The following is a 26,890-nucleotide window of genomic DNA, read 5'->3' on the forward strand; positions in this document are numbered from 1 at the left end:
CTAGACAAAATGACACCAAATGAGTTTTACTATGATCAGCTACCCCAACAAAACAAGGTGGCTTAACTAGAGCGGAATATCACTTATAAATACGCTTTTAGTTGTTCAAACAAGTGGAACCACCTCTTATCAATGCATGGTGTGATTGGTTAGATGAGTATGATATTGATGATTTAGATTTTGATGAAGTCGTCGATGAGTTGAAATGTGAATCATTTGATTACTATCAAGATTACTTTAAGGGGTATCAGAGTAGACAGCTGAAAGATCTCCGTAGGCATCGTGAGAACGAAAAACGTAATCTAGAATCTTTATCGAAAAAATTAGGTAGAGCTCTTAGTCGGTATTCAAAGTCAGAAGTAGTGAGAATAGATATTGCATATTTGCAGAGCTGTCACAGTATCGTTGATATCCAAATGTTCTACCAAGATTTAGAGGAATTGCGTAAAGCGATATCTAAGCGTAAAGATCCGTTTCATGACTTAGTAGATTTTGCATGGGCTTTAGAGCAGGGTGAAACCAAAGGTTATCATTGCCATTTGCTGTTGATCTTTAATGGACATCAACGTCAAAAAGGATGGGCTATAGCGGATAAGGTCGGGAAGTTGTGGAAGCAGATTACTAATGATGAGGGTTGTTATTTCAACTGTCATGATCCAGAGCAAATAGCCAAGTATAGAGAGCTTGGTATTCTTGGTATCGGTAGAATACATCGGGATAATCCAGTGGAAGTTCGTAACCTTCGTAATGCAGGTGCTTATCTAGTAAACCCTGAGAAAGAAGCCCAACATTTAAGAGTGAAGCTCAGTCCAAAAATGCGGACATTCCAATGATTTGAAAAAAATCTCAGATATACATCATCTAGATGAAAACGAGTTTTTTAACTTTGCAAGGCTTGCCAATCGGTAAGCCTTTGTCATTTCTGGAGATGTATATTATGAGTTTAATTTGTCCTTACTGCCTATCTGATCAAGTCATCCAAGTGGTGAATCAACAAGTGAATGGTTCTGATTCTACAGGTCTAGCCGCATCTGCATCGTTTGCCACCATCGGTGCATCCATTTCAAAGGGTTTGCCACTGCCTGTATCTCCATTCATTGGTGGTATTGCAGGTGCAGTCATTGGTGGCCTATTTAGTAGCATGTTTGATGAGTCGAAAAAGCCAATCACCCTGACCTACTATCACTGCAATCACTGTCAGCAGAATTTTCGTTGAATCATCATAGGAGATAAGAACGATGGCACATCAAATCGAACAAATCGCCTATGTTGGCGAAACCCCTTGGCATGGCTTAGGGAATCAACTCAGTCCTAATCAACCCCTTGAAGTTTGGGCACAACAAGCAGGGATGGATTGGCGTATCGAATCATCTGATGTTAGTTACATGGCTCAGAATGAACGTGGTCAAAGCATCATCATGCCGTTTGAAGAACAGCGTGTCCTGTATCGCTCAGATACACATGCACCCTTATCTGTGGTCAGTCAGCGTTATCAGGAAGTACAACCGAAAGAGATTTTGGAGTTCTACCGTGATCTGACAGAACAATCAGGCTTTGAGCTTGAAACTGCAGGCGTGTTGAAAGGCGGTAAGAAGTTCTGGGCTTTAGCACGTACAGGACAAAGCACAGCATTGAAGGGCAAGGATGTCAGCAATGGTTATATTCTGCTGGCTTCTGCGTGTGATGGCACTTTAGCAACCACAGCACAATTTACGAGTATTCGAGTTGTGTGTAACAACACGCTTGCGATTGCTCTGAAAGGTGCAACTGCAAGTTCAGGCGTAGTGAAAGTACCGCATAGCACCAAGTTCGATGCAGAGAAAGTGAAACAGCAATTGGGTATTTCAGTGCGTGCATGGGATGAACACATGTATGAAATGAAACAGCTCTCGCAGCGTAAAGTCAGTCAACAGGAAGCGAAGGCTTACTTTCATGCTGTATTCAACAATAGCACCATGTCAATTTCTGATCCTGAAGAGAACATCATTCAGTTCTACCGTCAGGTGGCAAGTAACCCACCACAGCAAAATAAAACTGAACCCAATGGAAGAGCTATGACCAAAGCACTCGACATGTTTAATGGTCAAGGGCGAGGGGCAGATCTTTCATCTGCTAAAGGTACGGCTTATGGCTTACTGTGTTCGATCACGGAATTCGTTGATCATGAACGTCGTGCCATGAGTACAGATCATCGTCTCGATTCAGCATGGTTTGGTGCAGGTGCAGGTCTTAAACAACGTGGACTAGAACAGGCTTTATCTTTGATAGCCTAAGCTCATGAAACCCTAACCCCGCAAGTCTCAACAATCGCTGAGTACAGTACACACGTAACGCTCTCTACTTTCAACTCACAATCAACAATCTAAATCAGCATGAATATCGCCATACCCGACCTCGTGTCGGGTATGGCTTTTTTACGCGCTTCTTTTTTACAAAAACTGAAATTTATAAGGATAGAACCATGAATCAAATTGCACCGATTTCAAATCAGACTGTACAGACAGGTGTACAAACAGCATTAAATCCATTAACCACAACCAAACGAGCAAGTGCTGCAAAACGCTTGGTCAACACCAAAGATATGGCATATCAAGATTGGCTTGAAGTCCGTAAACAAGGCATTGGCAGTAGTGATGCAGCGACAGCCTGTGGCTTAAATCCATATATGTCGATGCTAGAACTGTGGCTGATTAAAACAGGTCGACAAACTCACTCCATTGAAGATGAAAGCACAGGTGTTGCACCACTGTACTGGGGCAAACAGCTTGAACCATTGGTGGCTGAGTATTACAGCATGCACACTAATAATAAGGTACGTCGAGTCAATGCTGTGTTACAGCACCCCGATCCTGATAAGCATTTCATGTTAGCAAACTTAGATTACTCCGTTGTTGGAGGTGATGAAGTTCAGATCCTTGAATGTAAAACAGCAGGGGAACATGGGGCAAAGCTTTGGCGTGATGGTGTACCACTCTATGTACTTTGTCAGGTACAGCACCAATTGGCTGTGACAGGAAAACAGGCAGCCCATGTTTGCGTGTTGCTCTGTGGGCATGAAACAAAGATCTTCAAGGTGAACCGTTCTGAATCCGTTATTGAACACATTATCAATGCAGAGCGTTACTTCTGGCAGTGTGTTGAAACGGATACACCACCATCGGTTGATGCCAGTGAATCAGCAGCCAAAGCAATACAGCAGTTGTATCCAGTCCATGTTCCACTGACAGTTGAAGATCTATCACAGAATGAAACAGCTAATCTCATGTTCGATAAGCTGATCAAACTCAAAGAAGAGATTCAGCATAAGCAAGAACGCTTCGATGAGCTGAAGCATCAAATCCAAATGATGATGAAGGATGCAGAGCGTGCCACGTTTAGTCGTGGTTCGGTGGTTTGGAAGAAAGCCAATGACAGTGTCAGCTTGGATACCAAAGCATTGCTCAAGCATCAGCCTGATCTCATTGAACAATATCCACTAAAAAGACAGGGCAGTCGTCGCTTCAACATCTATATCGATTAAGCCCATCTCATTCACTTCATCAAAAATGCACAAAAATCGCTCCCCGCTCTCTACATCATGTGTAGAGAGCAAATCGGTCGCGATCTTTGCAGCTAAAACTCAGCTTTTCAACATTTGGGTAACTTATTTAGTCCGTGTTCTGACCTACATAGAAGCACCCAAATCTGTAAGGAATTAAATATGGGAGTATCACCATGATCAAAGGTCTAGCAATCACACCGCCTACACTAGGGCGTATCAGCATTGGACGAGTCGTGGAAAAGAGTGGCAAACGTCTACCTGAAAAAGATGACCAATTCACTATTACCTCACAAATTCAAAATAAAGATGGATGGGTTAAACATCCCTTAGATGAACAGCTTCGAGCCAATGCACCGAATCAGAAACTTCGCTCGATCCCTGTCAGGATGATCTTTAATGATCCTGATTTGAATTTACGGGCAGAGTACACCTTATTTGATCGTCAGACTGGACGACCTATCTGTGTAGGAGATGGTCAAACTTGTCAGCGTTTAACCAACCAAGGCGTTGAACAGCACCCGTGTCCTTCACCTGATTTGTGTCCATTAGCTCAGGGCGGGCATTGCAAGCCTTATGGACGTTTGCACGTGAACTTAGATGAGTCGGATGAATTTGGCACATTCATTTTTAGAACGACAGGCTTTAACAGTATTCGGACTTTGGCAGCTCGTTTGAGCTATTACCATGCAGCATCGAATGGTTTGCTTTCGTGCTTGCCACTGCAACTGACATTACGAGGTAAAAGTACGACTCAAAGCTATCGTCAGCCTGTGTATTATGTGGATTTAACATTAAGAGAGGGGATTGATTTGCAGTCTGCTATTCATACTGCACGTGAGATAGATCAGCAAAGTAAGCAGGCAGGATTTAATCAAGAGGCGCTTGATCAGATGGCACGACAGGGCTTTGCTAATGCGAAGTTTGAAATGGATCTAGAGGAAGGATTGGATGTAGTAGAGGAGTTTTATCAGACAGAGGAGCAACAGCAGTCAGTTGTTCAAAATGAGTCTTTTAATATTCAACAGGGTTTAAAAGGCTCAGTGACTGCGTTGAATTGAATCGGACAGGGTAAAACCTTACGGGATTGCCGTATCTCATGAGCGAGTTGCTCGAAATCATGAGATCGGAGTAAACACCATGAGTACATTTGTAGGACAAACATTCCAGATGAACCAGCTGATTAGTATCAAGCAGGTCGTAGAGTTAGTTGGCGTTGGACGTTCAACTATCTATGAAATGATGGATGAGAATTCACCCTACTACGATCCGACATTTCCAAAGAAAGTCAAAATCACACAAAACCGTATCGGTTGGTCAGCGTATGAGATCCATCAATGGATTGAAAATAAGTTGGCGAGCCGTGAATAGAAAGGGAGCTTTTGCTCCCTTATTTTTTAGTCGGGTAGGGTAATACAAGATTTAAATATTTGAATGAGAGGCTGTAAATTACCATAGAAGCCTTCAATATTTGCCTCTACCCACTGATCTTTTGAGTTGATTTCTGACCAATCAATACCATAGCCGCAGTGAGCAATCAGATGTTCAAAGAAAATACGTTGGGTACGCCCATTACCTTCACGAAATGGGTGAATGACATTGAGTTCACAGTATAAATCAGCAAGTTTCGGTATGAGTTGTTGAAATTCTAAATCTTGAAAGTAATGCTGTTCTTGGAGCGGTTTCAGTAATTTATGAGTTTCAGCGTCAATACGGGAAAATGTACAAAATCGAGTATTGCCTTTAGAAATATCAATTTGCCGAAGTTGTCCTGCCCATTCGTACACATCACTAAATAGTTGTTGGTGAATAGATTGTAGGTAGGCTAAATCATAGGGTGGTTCTGAATATTCAATCAAGCTACTTGAGAAGGTTGTCAGCTCAAGTTCTGCTTGCTCTAAAATCTGCTCATCATGAATGTTTAGCTTATTTTTTAAAATGCTTGTACCAGAATAGCAATATAAGCTATCTCCTAGTTCCCCATATTTATCCATAGGCAAAATTCTTGATCAGCTTTCAGGCTGTGCATATTGTTTATATTTTTGCAGAATCTGGGCTTTGCTCAGTTGAGTCGCATTACTAGTAGATGCAATGATTCCTTCAAGTTTGAGACTAGCTTGATAGTTTTTCAGACGTGTCTTTTGAATATATATTTTTTTTTGTTCAGAGGTCTTCAGCATTGTGAGGCTCCATTAATTTAATCACTAGAATGAGTATAGCAAAGAATAGCCAATCAGAGCAGATTGTACCTTTGATGGTACAGTCATAGTGATTGGGGGAATTGGTATTAAATATTTTGACTTAGATACTTCAAGCTATGTAAATGTATAAATAGTAGAGAGTAATAGGTGCTTTTGCGCTCTTTTTTGTTTCCAATAGAATATTTTGTTTTTTCACGGATAAGGAGTGTTCACGTAAAGCAGAGAAATAGGCTTATGTATAAGATGTTAAAAATAGCATTAATTTTAAAAATTAATAAAAACATTATGTTGATTTGACTTTGTCGTGAAAGAAAAGTAGTTTCCGTTAATATTTATTTTCTTTATTTGATAGGTTTTTATAAAAAAATATAAATGGTTTTACAAAAACAATTGACATGTTTGTTTGGTGAAGTTACTATCTGATCATGGATTTAAAAATAGTTTTATTGAAAACAATTTTGAGGTAGCTATGAAACTAAATGAATTATGCTCGAGTATTATTGTTGGTATCAATAAGTTTAATGATACCGAAGCTGAAAATTTTGTCGAGGCATCTTTGCTGACAGGGCAGAGCCTGAATGACAACGGTTTTCTTCATGTAAATACTGATACAACAAAAACAGTATTTGTTGATCAAGACCTGATCGAAAAAAAGAAGCTAAAAGCAGGTGATATTGTCTTCTTAGCAAAAGGAACAAATTTACGTGCAGCTATTGTGACACCTGAACAGGAACAATTAAATTTATTTGCTCCTGCAACCTGTTTAGTAATCAAGGTTAATACCAGCCTTGTATTACCCGAATTTTTAACTGTGTTCTTGAATAGTGAATATGGTCAAGCGGTACTCACTAGCCTAAATAAAGGCACAGTAATTATGAATATCCCTGTCAGTGGTTTAAAGGATATTGAGATCAATTTACCAGAGTTTTCTAAGCAAGAAATTATTGCGCAAGCATTTTACCAACATCATCGGGCATTGATGTTATTGGAAGAGATGAAAAAATCGCACTTAAAAGTGATGGAAGCAACAATCCAGAAGCTGATTGCTTAGGAGGCTATGACAATGAATATTTCAAAAGATATTTTTAAATATGTAGATTTACTACGTGGTGATATGCCTGTACAGGATTCAGTGCAGCTGTTTTCCGTCATCGCTTTCATGGTAAAAAATGATATAGATGGTATCAGTAATTTATTACGCTTAAATAAACAAGACACTGTTGAACAACTGAAATTAAAGATAGCATCAGATGAAAGATTGCACTGGTTTAATTCGAATTTATTTACAGTTGGCAGCACACAATTACAAGAAATTATTCAGTTTTTTGTAGAACTTCGTCATTCTAACCTAGATTATGAGATTCAAGTTTTAACGATGCTGACTAATCTATATCTTTCTCTAAAGTTAGAAAATATAGACTCTGAGGTGGTTACCAATATATTTAATAAGTTGGTGGGTTCATGTAAGGACAAAATCTTATATGACGGAGCCTGTGGGCTTGCGCTTACTCCGATAGCATTGCAAGCTGAGAAAACAATTTTACGAGATATTAATACCACTGCTATAGGTATTGCTTCTATCTTAGCGAATTTAGCTGGAATTGAAGTTAATATTAAACGGTCTGATTCATTGGTTGAAAATGAAGCCTCACATGGTGTTGATCTTGTTGTAAGTAATCCGCCTATTGGTCTACGAGTACAATCGCAATTAGTGTCAGGTAATGAGTACCTGAAAGAGCAATTCATTCAGGCAAAAATTCCATCAAGTGCATCAGAGAGTTTATGGATTCAACAAGCACTTTATCAGCTCAATGATCAAGGAAAAGCATATTTACTTATTATCCCGGGTTGGTTATTCCGAGGGGGGTATGATGCTGAACTACGTGAAAAGCTAGTTGAAAAAAATTTGGTTGAATCTGTAACGCTTTTACCTGCTGGTACGCTTTTAAATTCAGCGGTAGAAATGAGCTTATTAGTTCTGAATAAGGCGAAAGACTCCTATGACATTCGCTTGGTTGATGGTCGAAATTTAGGTGTCAAAAAACGAGGCAAACTTGTACTCACTGATGAAGAAACTCAACACATCGTCAATTTAATTAATGGATGTGATACCGAGTCGAATTTGGTGAAAGATGTTTCGATTCAAGAGGTTCGATCTAAGAAGTATAGCTTGCACTGTTCCGAGTATTTTGAGCATGAATTAAAGCTAGCAGAACTTAATTTGGATGAGGAATTGAAAGCATTGAGTGCTTTGCAAAATGAATATTCAATCACTCAAGCAAAGCTCACTCAGTTGCTGAGCCAAATTTAAGGGAGAGATGTCATGTACGATACCAAGCATGTTCAGAAACGAGCACAACAGCGTGGCATTACCAAAGACATGATCAACTTTACTTTAGATCATGGTGTCATCCAAGGCGATCGATGGTTCCTGAATCGTAAGTTATTGAATGAGACAATTCATGAACTTGAAGCACAATTGAAAGTTGCCAAGCGACTTAGAGATAAAGGTGGTGTAGTTGTGGTCGCAGATGGAGAAGCTTTGCTCACGACCTATGATTTCGATAGCCGTAAGATGGCGTATTAAGGTTCAGTTCAAGAATATTAGGTTCAAAAAGATTTCAGATCAATGCTTAGCGACAATAAATGTCGCTAAGTAGAAAAATCGTCATTTTCTAACGACTCTTCAAATATAGAATAGGGTTAGATAAATGCAAGTTATTACAAAATTTATATTTTTAGGTTAAAACATGGATCACTCAGTACACAATAAATTAGTTTCTTTTATCTGGTCAATTGCAGACGACTGCCTACGTGACGTGTATGTACGTGGTAAGTACCGTGACATCATTTTGCCGATGGTGGTATTACGTCGTTTAGATACCTTATTAGAACCAACCAAAGCTGAGATCTTAGCTGAAGTCCAAGACCAACAAGCCGAGCCTGATTTTGTAGAATTGGATGATTTACCACTACGTCATATTTCAGGATATGTGTTTTATAACACTTCGCAATGGACGCTCAAAAGCCTATTCGAAACAGCAACCAATAATCAGCAAATTCTACTAGCAAACTTTGAAGACTACCTACGTGGTTTTAGCGATAACGTTAAAGAGATCATCGACTGCTTTAATTTATTTGCCCAAATTCGCCACATGGCAAACAAAGATGTTTTGCTAGATGTACTGGAAAAATTTGTATCGCCATACATCAACCTCAGCCCATTCGAAACACAAGATCCGAATGGCTATAAGCTCGGTGGCTTGTCTAACCTTGGTATGGGTTATGTCTTTGAAGAGCTGATTCGTAAATTTAACGAAGAAAATAACGAAGAGGCAGGTGAACACTTTACCCCACGTGAAGTAATTGACCTGATGACGCACTTAGTCTTTGACCCAATCAAAGACCGTATTCCGTATGCCTTGTCTGTGTATGACCCAGCGTGCGGTAGTGGCGGTATGCTCACCGAAGCGCAAAACTTTATTGAAGAGCGTTATAGCGATGAAGATCGTGACATCTTCCTCTACGGTAAAGAAATTAACGATGAAACCTATGCGATTTGTAAATCGGACATGATGATTAAGGGCAATAACCCTGAAAACATACGTGTGGGTTCGACCTTGGCAAGTGATGAGTTTGCCTCAAAACGTTTTGACTTTATGTTGTCAAATCCTCCGTATGGTAAAAGCTGGGCATCAGATCAAAAATACATTGTCGAAGATAAAAAAGTCATCGACCCACGTTTTAGAGTCGAGCTTAAAAACTATTGGGGCGAGCTGAAAGAAGAAGATGCAACGCCACGTTCGAGCGATGGTCAGCTTTTATTCCTCATGGAAATGGTCAGTAAGATGAGCTCGCCTGAGCAAAATGGTATTGGTAGCCGTATTGCTTCTGTCCATAATGGTTCAAGTTTATTTACAGGTGATGCAGGTGGCGGCGAATCCAACATTCGTCGTTATATCATCGAAAATGATTTGCTGAATGCCATCATTCAATTGCCAAACAACTTGTTCTATAACACGGGTATTACCACTTATATTTGGTTGTTATCCAATAACAAGCCTGAGTCACGTAAAGGCAAAGTACAACTGATTGATGCAAGTTTGCTTTACCGTAAGTTACGTAAAAACTTAGGACAAAAGAACTGTGAGTTTGCACCTGAGCATCTTGAGGAAATTTTAAATGTGTACCTCAATGGGCAAGATGTTGAGCGTGGTTTAGATGCCAATAATGATCCAATTGGATTAGCCTCTAAGGTCTTTAATAATAGTGATTTTGGCTATTATAAAGTCAATATCGAACGTCCTGATCGTCGTAAAGCGCAGTTTAGTTTGGAGCGTTTACAGCCATTACGTTTTGATAAATCCTTGCTTGAGCCAATGGAATATATGTTTGCTGAATATGGCGATGCGCTGTACCAAGCAGGCAAGCTCAAAGAAGTGGAAAAAGACGTTTTAGATTGGTGTGAGAAGCAAGAGATCAGCTTAAATACCAAAGCAAAAGCCAAGCTGTTTGATATTAAGCATTGGACATCACTCAAGACGTTGTTTGAATCTGCTCAAGCAATTATGGCGCAAGTGGGTGAAGCGGAATCAAGTGACTTTAATGTGTTTAAAGACAACGTAGATAAAGCAATTAAATCCCTTGGTTTAAAGCTATCTGCATCTGAAAAGAACAGCATTTTAAATGCCGTAAGCTGGTATGACGAAACGGCTGAGAAAGTGCTGAAAAAAGTGGTGAAACTCAATGGCGATAAGTTAGCGGAGCTACTTGAACATTTAGGCTGTGAAGAGTCTGATTTAGCCGACTTTGGTTATTTTGCAACAGGCAAAAAAGGTGAGTACATCACCTATGAAACTAATGCTGATATTCGTGACAGTGAGTCTGTGCCGTTAAATCAGCGTATTCACCAATACTTTTTAGATGAAGTAAAACCGCATGTGGATGAAGCATGGATTAATTTGGATTCTGTAAAAATTGGTTATGAGATCAGTTTCAATAAGTATTTCTACCAACATAAGCCGTTACGTTCGCTTGAAGCGGTGGCTCAGGATATTTTAAGTCTTGAGAAGCAAGCGGATGGTTTAATTGCACAGATTTTGGGTCTTTAAGGAGAGGCTGAATGTTTAATAAATATGATGCTTATAAAGATTCTTGTGAAGGTTGGATTGGCTTAATACCTAATCACTGGGAAGTTGTTAAGTTAAAGCATTTATTCACTGAGAAAAAGCATAAAAAAAATATGTCATTGAGTTCAGGTTCAATCAGCTTTGGAGATGTTGTTTATAAAGATGACGAAAAAATTACAGAAGCTACAAAAGCTTCTTATCAAGAGGTTTTGAAAGGGGAGTTTTTATTAAATCCTCTAAACTTAAATTACGATTTAATTAGTTTACGGATAGCTTTATCAAAAATTAATGTAGTGGTGAGCGCAGGCTACATAGTTCTTTTAGCAAATAATCTTGTCTATAAGGAATATTTTAAATATTTACTGCATCGTTATGATGTCGCATATATGAAATTATTAGGGTCAGGTGTCCGTCAGACTATTAGTTTTAATCATATAGCTAATAGTCTATTACCTTACCCAAGCATGCTTGAGCAGAAAAATATAGCAGAATTTCTAGATCAAAAAACATCTGAAATTGACCAAGCCATAGCCATTAAAGAACAGCAAATTGCTTTACTGAATGAACGTAAGCAAATTGTGATTCAAAAAGCAGTGACGCAAGGTTTAAATCCAAATGTACCGATGAAAGATTCGGGTGTGGAATGGATTGGTCAAATTCCTCAGCATTGGATTGTCAAAAAACTTAAGTATGTTTTAAAAGAAAGATCAGAGCGTTCAAAAGATGGTTTAGAACCTTTATTAATGATGAGCCAAGTACATGGGCTAGTCGTTAGATCTGAATATAGCGAAAAAACTGAAGTAGCAGCTACTACGGTTGGTAATAAGCTTGTTTATAAAAATGACCTTGTTTTTAATAAACTTAAAGCTCATTTAGGTGTCTTTTTTTCTAGTGTTCATGATTTTGCAGGGTGTGTAAGTCCCGACTATGCTGTTTACGACTGTGTAAATTATATTGAAAATACTAAATTCTTAGAATTGTTGTTTAGAAATCCTTTGTATATCAAACAGTTTATTTTGAGATCAAGTGGTATTGTAGAAGGTCTAATTCGCCTTTATACGACGGAACTTTTCGATTTAAAAATTGGTATACCTCCTAAAGACGAACAAATGGCTATTCTAAAACATATTGAAGAACAATCTTTTAGGTTTGATGAAGCTGTGAAAAATTACTCTGAGCAAATCGAAAAGCTAAAAGAATATAAAACCACGCTCATTAATGATGCGGTGACAGGCAAAATTAAAGTGGCTTAATTATTTATCTAGCTTTTAAAAAATATAAATTACCAATGCATGCAAGAGGGGTAACTGTGAACAAAAATTTAAACGAATTGGCTTTAGAAAAAAATATCGAACGTGCATTGGTCGGTATCTGTAAAGAAGACCTTGCTCAAGGCATCGCTCAAGCCCATACGGGTTTGGGCTATGTCATCGGGCAAGTGTCTGACTTTAATACAGACTATGCCATTGATGAAAAACTATTTTTTCAATTTTTAGAAAGCACTCAAAAAGATAGCTTAGATGCCTACAAAGCCTATAACAAAAACGACTGGAAACAAAAAATTCTAGGGCGTTTTGACAAGCTGATTAAAAAACATGGCATTGCCTATATGCTTAAAAAAGGGATGGCACTCGATGAGCAACATTTTCATTTTATGTATCCATGCCCATTGGCAAGCAGTAGCCAATCGGTTAAACAAAATTTCGCGTCTAATATCTTTAGCGTGACACGACAAGTACAGTATTCACTGAAAAACCGTCGTGAAGAAATTGATATGGTTATTTTCCTCAATGGTTTGCCATTGGTGACGATGGAACTTAAAAACGCATGGACAAATCAAACAGCACGTTATCACGGTCAAAAACAATATCGTGAAGATCGTGATCCAACACAGCCATTGCTTACACCTGCACGTTGCTTGGTGCATTTTGCTGTCGATACCGATGAAGTCTATATGACCACCAAACTAGAAGGTAAAAAGACTTACTTTTTGCCATTTAACAAAGGTACAGCTTCAGGTGGACAAGGTAATCCTGTTAATCCAAACGGTTATAAAACAGCATACCTGTGGGAAGAAATCTTTGCCAAAGAAAGCTTGGTCAATATTGTTCAACACTTTGTCCGTTTAGACGGTAAAGATTCAGATCAACTCAGCAAACGCACCTTATTTTTCCCACGTTATCATCAGCTTGATGTGGTACGTAAAATCATCAGTGATGTATCACAACATGGCGTAGGTAAACCATATCTCATTCAGCACTCCGCAGGTTCGGGTAAATCTAACTCGATTACTTGGGCTGCTTTTCAGCTAATCGAAGCCTATCCAAGCAATGCGCTGGCAGCAGGCAAACGAGCATTGCATCAGCCTTTGTTTGACTCGGTGATTGTGGTCACGGATCGTAAAATCTTGGATAAACAACTACGGGACAATATTAAAGATTTCTCGGAAATCAAAAATATTATTGCGCCTGCACTGAGTAGTGCTGAATTAAAAAGTGCTTTAGAAACGGGTAAAAAGATTATTATCACCACTATTCAAAAGTTCCGCATCATTTGGGATAGCGTGACAGATTTAAGTGATAAAAACTTTGCCATCATTATTGATGAAGCACACAGCTCACAGTCAGGCGAAGCGCATAACAGCATGAACAGAGCTATGGGCAATGAAGCGTTAAAAACTGCTGATGATGTTCAGGACATGCTTGTGGCAATGATGACCACACGTAAAAAGCGTGAAAATGTATCGTACTTTGCTTTTACTGCAACGCCTAAAAACACCACTTTAGAAAAGTTTGGTCAACTAGATGTTGCGACAGGCAAATATGTACCATTCCATCTATACAGTATGAAACAAGCCATTGAAGAAGGCTTTATTTTAGATGTGTTGGCAAACTATACGACCTATAAGAGCTTTTATGAGATTCAAAAGTCGATTGAAGATAATCCAATGTTTGAATCGAAAAAAGCACAACGTATTTTAAGAGCCTATGTGGAAGCATCACAACAATCCATTGATGCCAAAGCCAGCATTATGCTTGAGCACTTCATTGATAACGTGGTCAATAAGAAAAAGCTCAAAGGCGTCGCAAAGGGCATGGTGGTGACACAAAGCATTGAAGCTGCAATCCGCTATTACTTATCACTCAAAAAATTGCTAGATCAAAAAAATAACCCATTTAATATCATGATTGCGTTCTCAGGTGAGAAAGAGGTTGATGGTAAAACCTATACTGAAGAATCGCTGAATGGCTTTAATGATACCAAAACCAAAGAAAAGTTTGATTTAGATGAAAACCGAATTTTGGTGGTGGCAAACAAATACCTGACAGGTTTTGACCAACCAAAACTGACCACGATGTATGTTGATAAAAAACTGACAGGGGTGCTATGTGTACAAGCATTGTCACGTTTAAACCGTGCTGCGCCAAAATATAATAAACGCACGGAAGACTTATTTATCTTAGATTTTTATAACGACGTTGATGACATTAAAAAAGCCTTTGATGATTTCTATACTTCTACTTCATTGTCGAATGCGACTGATGTCAATGTGTTGAATGATATCAAAACGGCATTGGACGACACAGGCATTTATGAATTACATGAAGTGGTGAAGTTCAATGAACTGTTCTTTAGTAATGCTTCTGGCAGTGACCTAAGCCCTATCATTGATACAGTGGCAGCCCGTTTTGATGTAGATAGAAAAGGATCATGGGAACATGAGCAACGTGTCGATTTTAAGGTGAAGGCAAAACAGTTTGTTAAAATTTATGCCCAAGTCTCTTCGATCATGCAGTTCAATAAAAAGGAATGGGAACAACTGTATTGGTTCTTAAAGTTCCTTATTCCAAAATTGAATGTACAAGATGGACGCTTAAATGGTATTGATGATCTGTTGGAGTCAGTTGATTTAAGCACTTATGCTTTAAAGCGTGAGCATATCAACAAAACCATTACGCTTGATGCAGAAGAAACGGTTTTAGATCCACAAAATCCAAATCCTCATAATCCAAGCGAAGAAAATGATGATGAAACCTTAGATGTTATTATTTCTAAGTTTAATGAAAAATGGTTTCAGGATTGGAGCGCAACACCACAAGATCAACGGGTGATTATCATTGATTTGGTGAAGCGTATTCAGCAGCATCAAAACTTCATGAAAAAGTATAAGCAGACGCAAGATTCACAAAACAGAGCACTTGTGTTTAAAAAGATGCTGGATGAAATTATGGTAGTGCAGCGTAAAAATATGGTGGATTTGTACAACCTCTACCGTAAAGATTCTGCATTCCAAGATACGTTTAGTCAGACCTTAGAAAACTTGATTGATATGGAAGAAGTTTGATTTTCTAAATTTGGTCATTGGGTATCAGTACCCAATGACCTTTTATTTTGTATGTTTTAGTTATTTTGAGGGGCGTCTTAATGGCGAAATATTCAGTACATCAGCATCCAATTGATACATTACTCTCTTGGATAAAATCAGGTGAAATCGCAATTCCTGAAATCCAGCGACCTTTCGTTTGGTCGAGTAGTAAAGTGCGGGATCTAATGGATTCGCTATATAAAGGTTATCCTGTCGGCTATATCATCACATGGCGTAACCCGGATATTCGTCTTAAAGATGGAACCTTATCCGCAGGAAAAAAGGTACTTATTGATGGACAGCAACGTATTACTGCATTGACTGCTGCTGTTGTTGGGCAGTTGGTGTTAGATAAGGACTATAAAGAAACTAATATTCGAATAGCGTATAACCCAACTGCTAAAGATGATGAGCCCTTATTTGAAGTATGTAACACAGCTATCGAGCGTAATCCAATCTGGGTCAATAATATCGCCCCAATTTTAAATGGGGATATTTCAATATCTCAGGCTAGACGTGCATATATGGGATTGAATCCAGATGCAAATGAAGATTTCATTGAAGATAAGCTTGAGCAGTTAAAAGCAATCAAAAATCGTCAGATTGGTATCATTGAACTAGATTCATCTCTGGATATCGACACGGTTACTGAAATTTTTATACGAATCAATCAAAAGGGTGTAGTACTCAGTAATGCAGACTTTGTTATGTCAAAGATTGCATCAGATGAGCAATTTGGTGGAAATCGATTACGTAAAATGATTGATTACTTTTGCCATCTTTTGAAAGATGGTAGTTTTAATAAAATCATTAAACAAAATGATAAAAATTTTGCAGATACGGAGGACTATAAAAAAATTAGTTGGATAGCTGATATCAAAGATGATTTGTATCAACCTAACTATATAGATGTTTTACGTGTGGCATACACGTGCCAATTTAATCGTGGAAAATTTAGTGATCTTGTGGCGTTACTTTCTGGCCGCGATTTTGAAAATAGACGTAATATACAAAGTATTGCTGAAGAAAGTTATCACAAGTTACGTCAAGGTTTAGAAGACTTCTTCAACCAGACAAATTACCAACGTTTTCTAACGATCATCCAATCAGCGGGATTTATTGACAAAAAACTTATTAGCTCAAAGACTAGCTTGAATTTTGCTTATGCGCTTTATTTGCAGCTTAGAGCATCAAAAATGCCTGAGCCACAAATTCAAAATCTTGTAAAACGCTGGTATGTGGTTTCATTACTGACAGGGCGTTATTCTGGATCTTCAGAATCAGCGATTGAGCGTGATAGTAAACAAATCTTAGAAAAAGGTATTGAAGGATACTTAGCTCAAATCGAGCAAGCAGATTTAGATGATGGGTTCTGGAATTACCGTTTGGTAAATGAGCTGGATTCTTCAAGTACTGTTAATAATGCATACTTGTGTTATCTAGCAGCACAATGCAAATCAAATGAGCAATCCTTCCTGTCTGGTAGTTTAACTGTACGAAGCTTAATAGAGCAAAGAGGGGATGTACATCACGTTTTTCCAAAAGACTATTTAGCTAAAAATGGGTTTAAGAAAAGTGAATATAATCAAGTAGCTAATTATGTTTATACAGAGCAAGCAATCAATATTAAACTAGGAAACGCTTCTCCAAAAGTGTATATGGAAAAAATCCAAAATGATATTAAGTTGGATAAGAATGAAATAACTTCTCTGAAAAGTATTGAAGGTTTAGACCTGAATTTACAGACTCATTGCATACCAAGTAATTTAAACCAGTTAGATGCTGATCAATATACTGAATTTTTGAATGAGCGTCGTAAGCTCATGGCACAAAAAATTAAGGAATTCTATAAAGGTCTATAATTCTTATAGATGGTTACAGGCTGTGCTTCATGCACAGCCTATTCTCTTTCTGAGGTTGATGGGTAAATATGGGTAATAGATAGTGGGTAATATTGTTTTAACTTCATGTTTAAATTAAATTTTCAATATGAGTTGTTTTGTCACCATCTCCAAAAAACATAAAACTTTATTAATAAGAATAAATTCATCAAAAATTAGAATATAAATATTTATTTGCTCAAAAGCCTTTATTTTAGGTGCAATCACTTCACTTTATTGAAAATTATAGCTAAGACACTTTGACTATTCTTCAAATTAAATATACCTATAAATTTCACTTTCGACCAAAGTCTAAGAAAAAATTCACAAAATATTTCGTGTAAAAAAATAATAATTATTGAATATTAAATGTTAGAGTAATTTTTTCATCGAAAAAACTAAATAATGAGAAAGTATTCATCGTTTATCTAAAGTTGTTTTTTTAAAATATATTAAAAAACAAATGGATGCTTATTTTCTTTATATTGGCATGATTATTGTAACTTATTTGGTGTGATGATTTTTTTCATTATTTTTGGAAATTTGGTAAAGGATTAACAAGTGAACAGTAAAGTTATTGATGTAGCAATTTTGGGTTCAGGTTATGGTGGTCTGGGAATGGCAGCCCAATTGAAAAGAAATAACATAACAAACTTTCGAATTTTTGAGAAAGCATCGGCTTTAGGTGGTGTTTGGCGCGACAATATTTATCCTGGCGCAGCTTGTGATACACAGTCACATATTTATTGCTTTGATTATTTTCCTAACCTTCGTGTTAGCCGCATGTATGCAGGACAACAAGAGTTACTGAATTATTTACAACGACTAGCACAGCATTTTGAGCTTGATTCTCATATTCAGTACGATTCTGAAATTACAAAGGCGGTATGGAATGATGCAGAACAGCTTTGGGATTTAGAAATTAAAAACTCAGCACCTGTGAAAGCCAAAGTCTTTGTACCTGCTTGGGGTCAATTGAATAAAGCAGTTATACCTAAATTTAAAGGAGCAGAATGCTTTAAAGGTGCTGCTTTCCATTCAGCCGAATGGGACTATTCTGTTGAACTGGCTGGAAAAAAAGTAATTAGTATCGGAAATGCTGCAAGTGCTGTTCAGTATATTCCTGAAGTTGCAAAAGTAGCAGCGCAATTAACAGTGTTCCAACGTAGCGCTAACTGGATCATGCCGCGTGATCAACAAATCTTTAGCGCTGAAGAGTTAGATGAGTTTGAAGCAAATCCAGAAACATTCTTTGCCAGTCGTAATCATATTCATCAAATGCGTGAAGATGGTTTTAACCGCACACAGCATGGATCTGATTCACAAAAAGAAGGCATGCGTATTGCTCTCGAGTTCTTAGAAAAAAATATTGATGACCCTGACCTTCGTCAAAAACTCACACCTGATTATGAATTTGGCTGTAAGCGTATTTTACGTACCGATGATTATTACCCAGCTTTAAATCGTGAAAACGTATCTTTGGTAACAGATGGTGTGGCTGAAATTACAGAAAATGCCGTAATTACAACTACTGGTGAAGTTATTGAGGCGGATGTAATTATTTATGGTACAGGTTTTGCCAGCCAAAATTTCAATGGTGATTTAGATATTATTGGTCAGCAATCAACACCGTTATCAGAAGTATGGGCAGAGGGAGCAGAAGCCTATTTGGGTTTAACTGTTCCTGCATTCAATAACATGTTTATCGTTTATGGTCCAAACACTAACTTAAACCATAACTCGATTGTGACTATGCTTGAAATTCAGCATCAGTATATTGTTGATGCGACGAAATACATCTTACAGAACCAAGTCTCTTTAGATGTTAAAGCACCAATTTTCACTGCCTATAATGACGATATTCAAGTGAAGATGGCGAGTTCAGCTTTTGCTTCTGATTGCTCAAGCTGGTATAAAAATGCCGCAGGTAAAGTCATTAATAACTGGCCACTGAATGTAGAGTCTTACCGTAACTATACGCAGTTTAATGCTGAAGATTATGTGGTACATGTAGTTACAGCTCACGGTGAGCCAGTATGAGTCTGGTACTGCATCCAGAGGCTCAGCCCATAATCGACGCCTTTATTGCCAATGGTGGTAAATCATTTGAGAAAATGGGCGAGATCCCAGCTTTAAGAACAACTTATGAAGGCAATTGTGCTTTGGCTGCCATGCAGGGTTTAGAGCATATTCAAAGCCAAGACATCTTTGCTCTAGTTTCTGAACAACCTGTTAATTTACGTGTTTATGACACGAATATAGAACAGGCTGAGAAACGTCCAACAGTGTTGTTTATTCATGGTGGTGGTTGGGTTATTGGTAACTTAAATACACATGATTCGATCTGTCGAAAAATCTCAGCAATAGCAAATGTCAGAGTTATTGCTGTGGATTATCGCTTGTCGCCGGAAGCAAAGTTTCCAATACCATTTGAAGATTGTCAGCGTGCTTTGCAGTACATCATGGCGCATGCGGATGATTTAAATGTGGATATAAGACGCATGGTCTTTGCAGGTGACAGTGCAGGTGCAAATTTAGCAGCACATTTAGGTCAAAATTTTTACCAAAACTATGGTGTCGAATTAAAAGCCCAAGTGTTGCTGTATCCAGTCATTGGACATTTCCCCGAATTAAACAGCTATCAACGCTATCAAGATGGTCTACCACTTGTAGAAAGTACGATGCATTGGTTCTTTGCGCAATTGTTTGCTGAAGGACAAGACCGAGATGCTATATCTCTATTGAAACAGCCATTTGATGCTAAAAATGGCGACATTTTCTTATTAACGCTTGAGCACGATCCTTTGTGTGATGAGGCTTTACTGTATTTACAGAAAGCTATTCAGAGTGGACTAAATGTGGAATATCACCACTTAAAAGGCTTGATGCACGGGATTTTCACACTGGCAGGGAAGTTGCCAGTTGCAGAGCAATATTTAGTCCAAATTGGTAAATATATCGCAAGCAAAATTTAAACAGGAACGTGAATGAGTTTTTCTACTTTTAAAAGTGCAAATAAATTAATCACTGGTCAATCAGCCTTGCAATATTTAGTACAAGCGATTGAGCAATTTAAAGTTCAGAAGCCTTTAATTGTGACGGATCAGGGCGTAGTGAAGTCGGGCACGATTCAGTATGTCCTAGATTTACTCACTGTTGAATATTCAATTTTTGATGCAGTTAAACCAGAGCCTGAATTAGAGCAAGTACAAGAATGTATTGATGTCTACCATGCTCAGCAATGTGATGCAGTATTGGCGGTAGGCGGTGGGAGTGCCTTGGATATTGCTAAGTGTGTCGCTGCTCTAGCGGGTCAAGTGGGTGACATTCTTGAATTCGTTGGTACAGATAAGATCAAAGGTCGTGATATTCCTTTGATTGTTATTCCTACGACTTCAGGTACAGGGTCAGAAGTCACGAATATTGCGATTTTATCTGACACTGCAAACCAAATGAAACAAGGTATTGTCAGTGATTTTCTGCTACCTGATGTTGCAATTGTATCACCAATAATGTCAGTGAGTTGTCCAGCTTCTGTAACCGCTGCCAGTGGTGTAGATGCTTTAGTGCATGCGCTTGAGGCCTATATTTCGGTAAATCACTCTGATATTACGGATGCGTTAGCTGTACAGGCCATTGAACTTATTGTGGAGTACTTACCGCAAGCCTATGCCTTGCCCAATAACCTTGTTGCTCGTGAAAAAATGGCGACCGCAAGTTTAATGGCAGGTTTGGCTTTTGGTAACGCAGGTGTGGGAGCTGTACATGCCTTGGCTTATCCGCTAGGGGGTAAATACAAAATGCCGCATGGTGTCAGTAATGCCTTAATGCTACCGCATGTCTTGAAATGGAACGTGATTGGCTGTGCTGAACGTCTGAGTCATATCGCCACGATTTTGAAGCTGAATAAAGGGCAAAATCATCAGGAAAATGCTGAAAGCTTGGTGGAGTTTTTACATAAGTTTTCTGAGCAGCTCAATATCCCAGCAGGTTTACGCTCTTTTGGTATTCATGAGAGTGACATTCCTGCACTAGCAGCAGAAGCAATCAAAGTAGAGCGTTTACTGAAAAATAATCCACGTCAACTTTCCATTACGGATATTGAAGCAATTTATTTTGAAGCATATTGATCGGGTAGGTGAAGACATGAGTATAGATGAAGTTATTTCTTTCATGAAAACGAGTAAGGGACATTTCACGCTTCAAGCTCAAGATGGCCATTCTATATTTGATGTAGAGCCAATCCGTTCAATTATTGATGCTATTCAAGATGGTATTTATATCACTGATGCAAATGCAATCACCATTGCTGTGAATAGCGCATATCAACGCATTACAGGACTGAACAGAAATATTCTGATTGGTCGTTATATGGGTGATTTAGTCAAACTGGGCTATCTGTCGAATTCTGCATCTCTTGAGGTGTTAAAGCGTCAGGAAGTCGTGACACTTGTGCAAACCATCAATGGTACGCAGAAGATTTTGGTTACAGGTAGCCCAGTATTTGATGAAAAAAAACAGCTGATTTGTGTCGTGACAAGTGTGCGAGATATTACCGAGTTGTTGCGTGCCAAACATGCACAGGAGCAATTGGAAAATTTATTCCGTAGTCAGTCACAGTATAAAATTTCCTGTGCTTCTAATGATTTGATTATTTCCCGTGAAACACAAAAGCTTTTCGATTTAGCGACCAATGTTGCGAAGTTTAATAGCAAAGTTTTACTTCGTGGTGAAACAGGTACAGGTAAAAGTAAGCTGGCACGTTACATTCACAGCATTAGTCCACGTGCAGAATATGCATTTTTGGAACTTAACTGTTCGGGTATCCCAGACAATCTCCTGGAAATTGAATTGTTTGGTTATGTGTCAGGTGCTTTTACAGGTGCAGCCACTAAAGGCAAAAAAGGGCTGCTTGAAATTGCTCATCAAGGAACATTGTTTCTCGATGAAATTGGTGACTTACCATTAAGCATGCAAGTAAAGCTGTTAAAAGTTATTGAGGAAAATCGTTTTTTACCAGTTGGTGCAACTGAGTTTAAAGAAGTAGATATTCGAATTATGTCTGCTACGCACCGCAATTTAGAAGAAATGGTATCAAACGGTGAATTCCGAGAAGACTTATTTTACCGCATTAATGTAGTGGAACTAGAACTGCCACCATTAAGAGCGCGCAGCTCTGAAATCTTACCTTTGGTTCAGCAATATCAGAAAAGTTTTAATGAAAAATATGCTCTGGATAAGCAGTTTAGTCCAGAAGTTATTGAGTCCTTATCACAGTATAAATGGCCTGGAAATATTCGTCAGTTGGTAAACGTGCTTGAGCGTTTGATGGTCAGCACTATGCACACGGAAATCACCATACATGACTTACCTGATTATCTACGGCATGAAGTTAATGCTGAAACAGCAGAACTGAATTTGAAAGATAAAGTGCTCGCTTTTGAACGTGATTTGATCCTGAATGCCTTAAATATTCATGGCTCTACACGTGCAACAGCTGAAGCCCTCGGGGTTGAGCAATCGACACTCGTTAAGAAAATCGCACGATTTAAACAGTAACAGTTAAAAATTGATTTAGGAAACTTACTATATGGATATCACCCGTTTGTCAGTATTTGAAAATAAATGCTGGGTCAATGGAGTGTGGATCAGCTCTGAAGAAACTTTAGAAGTTAAAAATCCACTGGATAATTCTGTGATTACAGAAGTCCCTGTATTGTCAGATGAAGTTGTATTGCAAGCTTTAACGGATGCTGAAATTGCACAAAAATCTTGGAAAAATGTGGCGCCGAATGAGCGTAGTCGTTTACTAAGAAACTGGTTTGATTTGCTGATGCAACATCAGGACGAACTTGCTGCAATTATGACGGTAGAACAAGGCAAACCTTTAAGAGAAGCAAAGGGTGAAATCGCTTATGCTGCCAGCTATGTAGAATGGTTTAGTGAAGAGGCTAAACGTAGTTATGGCGACATTATTCCAACTGTTCCTTCAAGTGAAATTTTAGTCTTTAAAGAAGCAATTGGTGTTTGTGCCGCAATCACGCCTTGGAATTTCCCAGCAGCAATGATCACCCGCAAGGTTGCTCCTGCATTGGCAGCAGGCTGCACAATTTTAGTTAAGCCAGCATCTGAAACACCTTTAACTGCTTTGGCAATTGCAAAACTGGCTGAAAATGCTGGCATTCCTGCTGGTGTATTTAATGTCATTACAGGTTCATCGACCAAGATTGGCAAGATTTTTACTGAAAGCCCAATTGTTAAAAAACTCAGTTTTACAGGTTCGACTGAAATTGGGGCCAAACTGATGGCGCAAAGTGCACCCACAGTGAAAAAACTTTCACTGGAGCTTGGTGGTAATGCACCTGTATTAGTCTTTAACAGCGCCAACTTAGACCAAGCTGTACAAGGGGTAATGGATACAAAATTCCGTAATGCAGGACAAACCTGTGTTTGTGCTAACCGTATTTATGTACAAAGTGCCATCTATGATGAATTCGTTGCCAAACTGAAAGTTAAAGTAGATGCACTGAAAGTCGGGAATGGTCTAGATGCTGATACAGATATTGGGCCTCTCATTAATCGTAAAGCCATTCAAAAAGTTGAAGAGCATATAAAGGATGCTTTGTCTAAAGGGGCAAGCTTGGTTACTGGTCAGACTGAAAATACTGATGGTAACTGGTGTATTCCGACCTTAGTTAAAGATGTGACACAAGACATGCTTTGCGCTAAAGAAGAAACATTTGGTCCATTTGCACCTATTTTTAAATTTGAACAAGAACAAGATGCAATTGCAATGTCAAATGACACTGAGTTCGGTTTGGCATCTTATGTTTTTACTCAAGATATTAATCAATTTATACGTGTTTCGCGTGGTTTAGAGTACGGCATGGTGGGAGTAAATACCGGTCTTATTTCTAATGCTGCTGCGCCTTTTGGAGGAGTGAAATCATCAGGAATTGGCCGTGAAGGCTCTAAATACGGTATGGATGAATATTTAGAAATTAAATATGTATGTTTAGGCAACATTAATTAAGTTAAGGATTAAAAGGAAGTTCACATGGAAGCTGTAGAAAATAATGTTGGGGCAGTTGATGTGCCCGCAGAAAAATCGTCAATTAAGAAAGTAGTTGGCGCAGCAATGGCAGGAACTATTGCAGAGTGGTATGAGTTTTTTATTTATGGTATTGCAAGTACTTTAGTATTTTCTAAGCTATTTTTCCCTGCAATGGGGGATGGTAGTCTATTGATGGGTATCATTGCGGCCTTCGCGACCTATGCAGTTGGTTTTATTGCACGTCCATTAGGTGGTTTAGTCTTTGGACATTATGGTGATATATACGGCCGTAAAAAGCTTTTGCAGATCAGTCTAATTATGGTTGGGGTTGCAACATTCTTGATGGGATGTATTCCATCGTACGAAAGTATTGGCTATGCAGCACCCGCAATTTTAGTATTACTTCGTTTTATCCAAGGCTTTGCTGTAGGCGGTGAATGGGGCGGTGCAATGTTGTTGGTAGGCGAGCATAGTCCTGAAAACCAACGTGGTTTTTGGACGAGCTTTCCTCAAGCGGCTGCATGTGCGGGTAACGTCTTGGCAAGTCTCGTTTTATTAGGACTCTCTTTCTCTTTAGTTCCAGAAGATTTCTTATCTTGGGGCTGGCGTATTGCATTCTGGTTGTCTGCGATTATCGTATTCATTGGCTACTATATTCGTAAAAATGTAGAAGAGTCAGATGTTTTCAAAGAGCAGATTAAGCGTCAAGAAGAGAACCAAAAAGCTGCTGCTGGCCTAAAAGAAGTGCTAGTTCAATATCCGAAACAAGCATTATTTGGTATGTTAATGCGTGTAGGTGAAAACTCTACGTATTATATTATTGTTGTATTTTCAATTGCTTATATGTCTATTCAATTGAAATTTGAATACACTACAATCTTATTACTTTTATTGTGTGCAAATGCATTCCAGTTCTTTGCGATGATTTTCTCAGGTTATTTATCTGACAAGATTGGCCGTAAATTAACTATGTATATTGGTTATGCTGGTTTAGTTGTGTGGTTGCCATTCTATTTCGTCGGTTTAGATACGGCTCAGTTCTACATTGTATTGTTATCTATGTGCGTAGGTTTATATTTCCAAGCAATGTGCTATGCAGGTCAAGGCGCTGTACTGGCTGAAATTTTCCCGACACGTATGCGTTATTCAGGTTCTTCATTTTGCTACCAAATCAGTGCAATTTTGGCAGGTTCTATTGCGCCGATGATTGCAACGATGTTATGGAAAGCTTATGACAGCACGACACCGATTACAATTTACATTATGTCAGTGATTGCACTGTCTGTATTTGCAATTTTTATGCTTAAAGAAACACGTGGCCGTTCACTGCATGAAGTAGACCACGAAGACCAAAAGAAATTTTCTTAATACATCACATCTAAATGACTTAGACCATTCCACTCATACTTCTTGAGTGGAATCAGGAAACTCGCGTTTAAAAAAGGACTTCACAATGAAATTCAAATTAAAAACAATTGTTCTATCTATTGCATGTGTAGCCAGTAGCAGTGCTTTCGCTAACACTATGGAAAACCGAATTGCAGCGCTTGAGACTGAACTGAATCAGCTTAAAGAATTGAGAGCTGCTGATGCTAAAGCAGCCGAAGCAAAAAATACACAAATTGCCACCCAATTCACGAAGCAACCATCAATCACGCTGAGTGATACCAATCTTAAATTTTATGGGATTGTGCGTATGGATGGTGCTGTTGATTTTAAAGATACAGCCTCAAATCAATTTGTACAAAACCAAACGCCTGATGTGAACAAATCGTCAGCAGGTAACCGTTCAGCTGTGACATTGACTGCCACACGTTTAGGTATGGATATCTCTAAAGTGGTAAAAGATACAGATGTCAAAGCCAAAATTGAAATGGACTTTTGGGATGGCGCTGAGGGCAATGGTAAATTACGTATTCGTCATGCCTATGTTGATTTTAATAATTGGCTTTTAGGTCAAACGTCTTCAGGTATGGCAAATATTGAAACCAATACTGAGAGTGTCGATTACACCTTGTTTATGGGGTATTCATGGACACGTACACCGCAAGTTCGTTATAACTTTAATTTAGCACCCCAACATAATTTAAAAATTGCTGCGGAATATGTTGATTCTCGCTCATCCGAGCTTCCTGCTTTGACTGCAAAATATGTGTTTAACCAAAGTAATGTGACTGCTGTGGCACAAGGTTTTGTCCATGAAAAGCGTGCAACGGTTACAGTGAACGGTGATGAGAAAGATCTGGATAAATTAGCGTGGGGTATAGGTGCAGGTCTAAAATTTAAACCGACTGACCAGAGCTCGATTCAAGGTCATTTTTATCATGTTGAAGGTGATGAAAAATTCGTTTCTTATACAGCACAAAATGCAGGAATATTAAATGGTTACCCAAGCAAGGGTGACTTTAGTGTTAATGCAAACCAAAACGATTTGGATCAAAATAAAGTGAATACTTATGTTTTAGGTTATTCACACAAACTGTCAGATCAGTGGCGAACTAACTTAGTTGCTTCTTTATTAGATTTTGATGATTCAACTGCTTATGCCAAAAACAATACGGCAGCCAATAAGCGTGTGTCAGATTTAGCTGCTAACCTTTTCTATACACCAGTTCCAAGCGTGGACGTCGGTCTTGAATATCATCAAGGCAAACGTGAACAGTTTGATGGTAAAGAGTTTGATGTATCCCGTTTAAACTTTGTCACGGCATACAAATTCTAA

Annotated in this window: 22 protein-coding genes; 20 read left to right on the top strand and 2 right to left on the bottom strand. The window is 38.5% G+C overall.

Annotated elements, in window-relative coordinates:
* Positions 1 to 113: 113 nt before the first annotated feature.
* The 6 genes from FTV52_RS08960 to FTV52_RS08985 all read left to right on the top strand — a co-directional run bounded on the left by FTV52_RS08960 (position 114) and on the right by FTV52_RS08985 (position 4,909).
* Positions 114 to 833 carry an inovirus-type Gp2 protein gene (locus FTV52_RS08960; RefSeq protein WP_373683418.1) on the top strand — a complete coding sequence of 240 codons (720 nt, stop codon included), beginning with the start codon at positions 114 to 116 and terminating at the stop codon, positions 831 to 833.
* A gap of 104 nt (positions 834 to 937) precedes the next feature.
* Positions 938 to 1,216, top strand: a complete 279-nt coding sequence (locus FTV52_RS08965) for a hypothetical protein (RefSeq protein WP_179990634.1) — start codon at positions 938 to 940, stop codon at positions 1,214 to 1,216.
* A gap of 22 nt (positions 1,217 to 1,238) precedes the next feature.
* Positions 1,239 to 2,273, top strand: a complete 1,035-nt coding sequence (locus FTV52_RS08970) for a DUF932 domain-containing protein (protein WP_179990636.1) — start codon at positions 1,239 to 1,241, stop codon at positions 2,271 to 2,273.
* A gap of 188 nt (positions 2,274 to 2,461) precedes the next feature.
* Entirely contained in the window at positions 2,462 to 3,520 is a 1,059-nt protein-coding gene (locus FTV52_RS08975; RefSeq protein ID WP_179990637.1) for a YqaJ viral recombinase family protein, read from the top strand.
* A gap of 194 nt (positions 3,521 to 3,714) precedes the next feature.
* A complete protein-coding gene (locus FTV52_RS08980; protein ID WP_179990639.1) occupies positions 3,715 to 4,599 on the top strand; it encodes a hydrolase or metal-binding protein in 885 nt (294 codons plus the stop codon).
* A gap of 79 nt (positions 4,600 to 4,678) precedes the next feature.
* The gene (locus FTV52_RS08985; protein WP_092766047.1) at positions 4,679 to 4,909 is read left to right on the top strand and encodes an AlpA family transcriptional regulator; all 231 of its coding nucleotides are present in this window, start codon (positions 4,679 to 4,681) and stop codon (positions 4,907 to 4,909) included.
* A gap of 26 nt (positions 4,910 to 4,935) precedes the next feature.
* Here the strand turns inward: FTV52_RS08985 and FTV52_RS08990 are convergent, their stop codons facing one another.
* Complete coding sequence (locus FTV52_RS08990) at positions 4,936 to 5,532, bottom strand: putative adenosine monophosphate-protein transferase Fic (RefSeq protein ID WP_179990641.1); 597 nt, start codon at positions 5,530 to 5,532, stop codon at positions 4,936 to 4,938.
* A gap of 15 nt (positions 5,533 to 5,547) precedes the next feature.
* Entirely contained in the window at positions 5,548 to 5,718 is a 171-nt protein-coding gene (locus FTV52_RS08995) for a YhfG family protein (RefSeq protein WP_179990643.1), read from the bottom strand.
* A 427-nt stretch (positions 5,719 to 6,145) separates the two neighbouring features.
* Here FTV52_RS08995 and FTV52_RS09000 point away from each other — a divergent pair, with 427 nt between their 5' ends.
* The 14 genes from FTV52_RS09000 (at position 6,146) to FTV52_RS09065 (ending at position 26,890) form a co-directional block, all read left to right on the top strand.
* The gene (locus tag FTV52_RS09000) at positions 6,146 to 6,790 is read left to right on the top strand and encodes a restriction endonuclease subunit S (protein WP_179990645.1); all 645 of its coding nucleotides are present in this window, start codon (positions 6,146 to 6,148) and stop codon (positions 6,788 to 6,790) included.
* 12 nt (positions 6,791 to 6,802) lie between these two features.
* The gene (locus FTV52_RS09005; protein ID WP_179990647.1) at positions 6,803 to 8,050 is read left to right on the top strand and encodes an N-6 DNA methylase; all 1,248 of its coding nucleotides are present in this window, start codon (positions 6,803 to 6,805) and stop codon (positions 8,048 to 8,050) included.
* Positions 8,051 to 8,062: 12 nt separating this feature from the next.
* On the top strand, positions 8,063 to 8,326 hold the full coding sequence (locus FTV52_RS09010; RefSeq protein ID WP_104470628.1) for a hypothetical protein: 264 nt from the start codon (positions 8,063 to 8,065) through the stop codon (positions 8,324 to 8,326).
* Between the two features lie 163 nt (positions 8,327 to 8,489).
* Positions 8,490 to 10,850 carry a class I SAM-dependent DNA methyltransferase gene (locus FTV52_RS09015; protein WP_179990649.1) on the top strand — a complete coding sequence of 787 codons (2,361 nt, stop codon included), beginning with the start codon at positions 8,490 to 8,492 and terminating at the stop codon, positions 10,848 to 10,850.
* Between the two features lie 11 nt (positions 10,851 to 10,861).
* Entirely contained in the window at positions 10,862 to 12,121 is a 1,260-nt protein-coding gene (locus FTV52_RS09020) for a restriction endonuclease subunit S (protein WP_179990651.1), read from the top strand.
* Between the two features lie 56 nt (positions 12,122 to 12,177).
* A complete protein-coding gene (locus FTV52_RS09025) occupies positions 12,178 to 15,213 on the top strand; it encodes a type I restriction endonuclease subunit R (RefSeq protein ID WP_373683419.1) in 3,036 nt (1,011 codons plus the stop codon).
* Positions 15,214 to 15,293: 80 nt separating this feature from the next.
* Positions 15,294 to 17,096: a DUF262 domain-containing protein gene (locus tag FTV52_RS09030; protein WP_016659432.1), complete on the top strand. Its 1,803-nt coding sequence runs from the start codon at positions 15,294 to 15,296 to the stop codon at positions 17,094 to 17,096.
* 579 nt (positions 17,097 to 17,675) lie between these two features.
* A complete protein-coding gene (locus FTV52_RS09035; RefSeq protein WP_179990655.1) occupies positions 17,676 to 19,154 on the top strand; it encodes an NAD(P)/FAD-dependent oxidoreductase in 1,479 nt (492 codons plus the stop codon).
* A complete protein-coding gene (locus tag FTV52_RS09040; protein ID WP_104473353.1) occupies positions 19,151 to 20,089 on the top strand; it encodes an alpha/beta hydrolase in 939 nt (312 codons plus the stop codon). The genes FTV52_RS09035 and FTV52_RS09040 overlap by 4 nt, the downstream gene beginning before the upstream one ends.
* A gap of 12 nt (positions 20,090 to 20,101) precedes the next feature.
* Positions 20,102 to 21,244: an iron-containing alcohol dehydrogenase family protein gene (locus FTV52_RS09045; protein ID WP_154320578.1), complete on the top strand. Its 1,143-nt coding sequence runs from the start codon at positions 20,102 to 20,104 to the stop codon at positions 21,242 to 21,244.
* 43 nt (positions 21,245 to 21,287) lie between these two features.
* Positions 21,288 to 22,673: a sigma-54-dependent Fis family transcriptional regulator gene (locus FTV52_RS09050; protein ID WP_228274519.1), complete on the top strand. Its 1,386-nt coding sequence runs from the start codon at positions 21,288 to 21,290 to the stop codon at positions 22,671 to 22,673.
* 31 nt (positions 22,674 to 22,704) lie between these two features.
* Positions 22,705 to 24,147, top strand: coding sequence for an NAD-dependent succinate-semialdehyde dehydrogenase (locus FTV52_RS09055; RefSeq protein ID WP_104473351.1), 1,443 nt, complete (start codon positions 22,705 to 22,707; stop codon positions 24,145 to 24,147).
* 24 nt (positions 24,148 to 24,171) lie between these two features.
* Positions 24,172 to 25,536 carry an MFS transporter gene (locus tag FTV52_RS09060; protein WP_179990657.1) on the top strand — a complete coding sequence of 455 codons (1,365 nt, stop codon included), beginning with the start codon at positions 24,172 to 24,174 and terminating at the stop codon, positions 25,534 to 25,536.
* An 85-nt stretch (positions 25,537 to 25,621) separates the two neighbouring features.
* Positions 25,622 to 26,890, top strand: a complete 1,269-nt coding sequence (locus FTV52_RS09065; RefSeq protein ID WP_104473350.1) for a DcaP family trimeric outer membrane transporter — start codon at positions 25,622 to 25,624, stop codon at positions 26,888 to 26,890.

The sequence above is a fragment of the Acinetobacter sp. YH1901141 genome (genome assembly GCF_013416935.1).
GTDB classification, from domain to species: Bacteria; Pseudomonadota; Gammaproteobacteria; order Pseudomonadales; family Moraxellaceae; genus Acinetobacter; species Acinetobacter towneri.

Bases quoted from the DNA above. Each gene is read 5' to 3' on its own strand.
- FTV52_RS08970 (WP_179990636.1), top strand. From the start codon at position 1,239: ATGGCACATCAAATCGAACAAATCGCCTATGTTGGCGAAACCCCTTGG.
- FTV52_RS09010 (WP_104470628.1), top strand. From the start codon at position 8,063: ATGTACGATACCAAGCATGTTCAGAAACGAGCACAACAGCGTGGCATT.
- FTV52_RS08975 (WP_179990637.1), top strand. From the start codon at position 2,462: ATGAATCAAATTGCACCGATTTCAAATCAGACTGTACAGACAGGTGTA.
- FTV52_RS08995 (WP_179990643.1), bottom strand. From the start codon at position 5,718: ATGCTGAAGACCTCTGAACAAAAAAAAATATATATTCAAAAGACACGT.
- FTV52_RS08985 (WP_092766047.1), top strand. From the start codon at position 4,679: ATGAGTACATTTGTAGGACAAACATTCCAGATGAACCAGCTGATTAGT.
- FTV52_RS08980 (WP_179990639.1), top strand. From the start codon at position 3,715: ATGATCAAAGGTCTAGCAATCACACCGCCTACACTAGGGCGTATCAGC.
- FTV52_RS09020 (WP_179990651.1), top strand. From the start codon at position 10,862: ATGTTTAATAAATATGATGCTTATAAAGATTCTTGTGAAGGTTGGATT.
- FTV52_RS09015 (WP_179990649.1), top strand. From the start codon at position 8,490: ATGGATCACTCAGTACACAATAAATTAGTTTCTTTTATCTGGTCAATT.
- FTV52_RS08990 (WP_179990641.1), bottom strand. From the start codon at position 5,532: ATGGATAAATATGGGGAACTAGGAGATAGCTTATATTGCTATTCTGGT.
- FTV52_RS09055 (WP_104473351.1), top strand. From the start codon at position 22,705: ATGGATATCACCCGTTTGTCAGTATTTGAAAATAAATGCTGGGTCAAT.
- FTV52_RS09065 (WP_104473350.1), top strand. From the start codon at position 25,622: ATGAAATTCAAATTAAAAACAATTGTTCTATCTATTGCATGTGTAGCC.
- FTV52_RS08965 (WP_179990634.1), top strand. From the start codon at position 938: ATGAGTTTAATTTGTCCTTACTGCCTATCTGATCAAGTCATCCAAGTG.
- FTV52_RS09045 (WP_154320578.1), top strand. From the start codon at position 20,102: ATGAGTTTTTCTACTTTTAAAAGTGCAAATAAATTAATCACTGGTCAA.
- FTV52_RS09005 (WP_179990647.1), top strand. From the start codon at position 6,803: ATGAATATTTCAAAAGATATTTTTAAATATGTAGATTTACTACGTGGT.
- FTV52_RS09060 (WP_179990657.1), top strand. From the start codon at position 24,172: ATGGAAGCTGTAGAAAATAATGTTGGGGCAGTTGATGTGCCCGCAGAA.
- FTV52_RS09050 (WP_228274519.1), top strand. From the start codon at position 21,288: ATGAAAACGAGTAAGGGACATTTCACGCTTCAAGCTCAAGATGGCCAT.
- FTV52_RS09040 (WP_104473353.1), top strand. From the start codon at position 19,151: ATGAGTCTGGTACTGCATCCAGAGGCTCAGCCCATAATCGACGCCTTT.
- FTV52_RS09030 (WP_016659432.1), top strand. From the start codon at position 15,294: ATGGCGAAATATTCAGTACATCAGCATCCAATTGATACATTACTCTCT.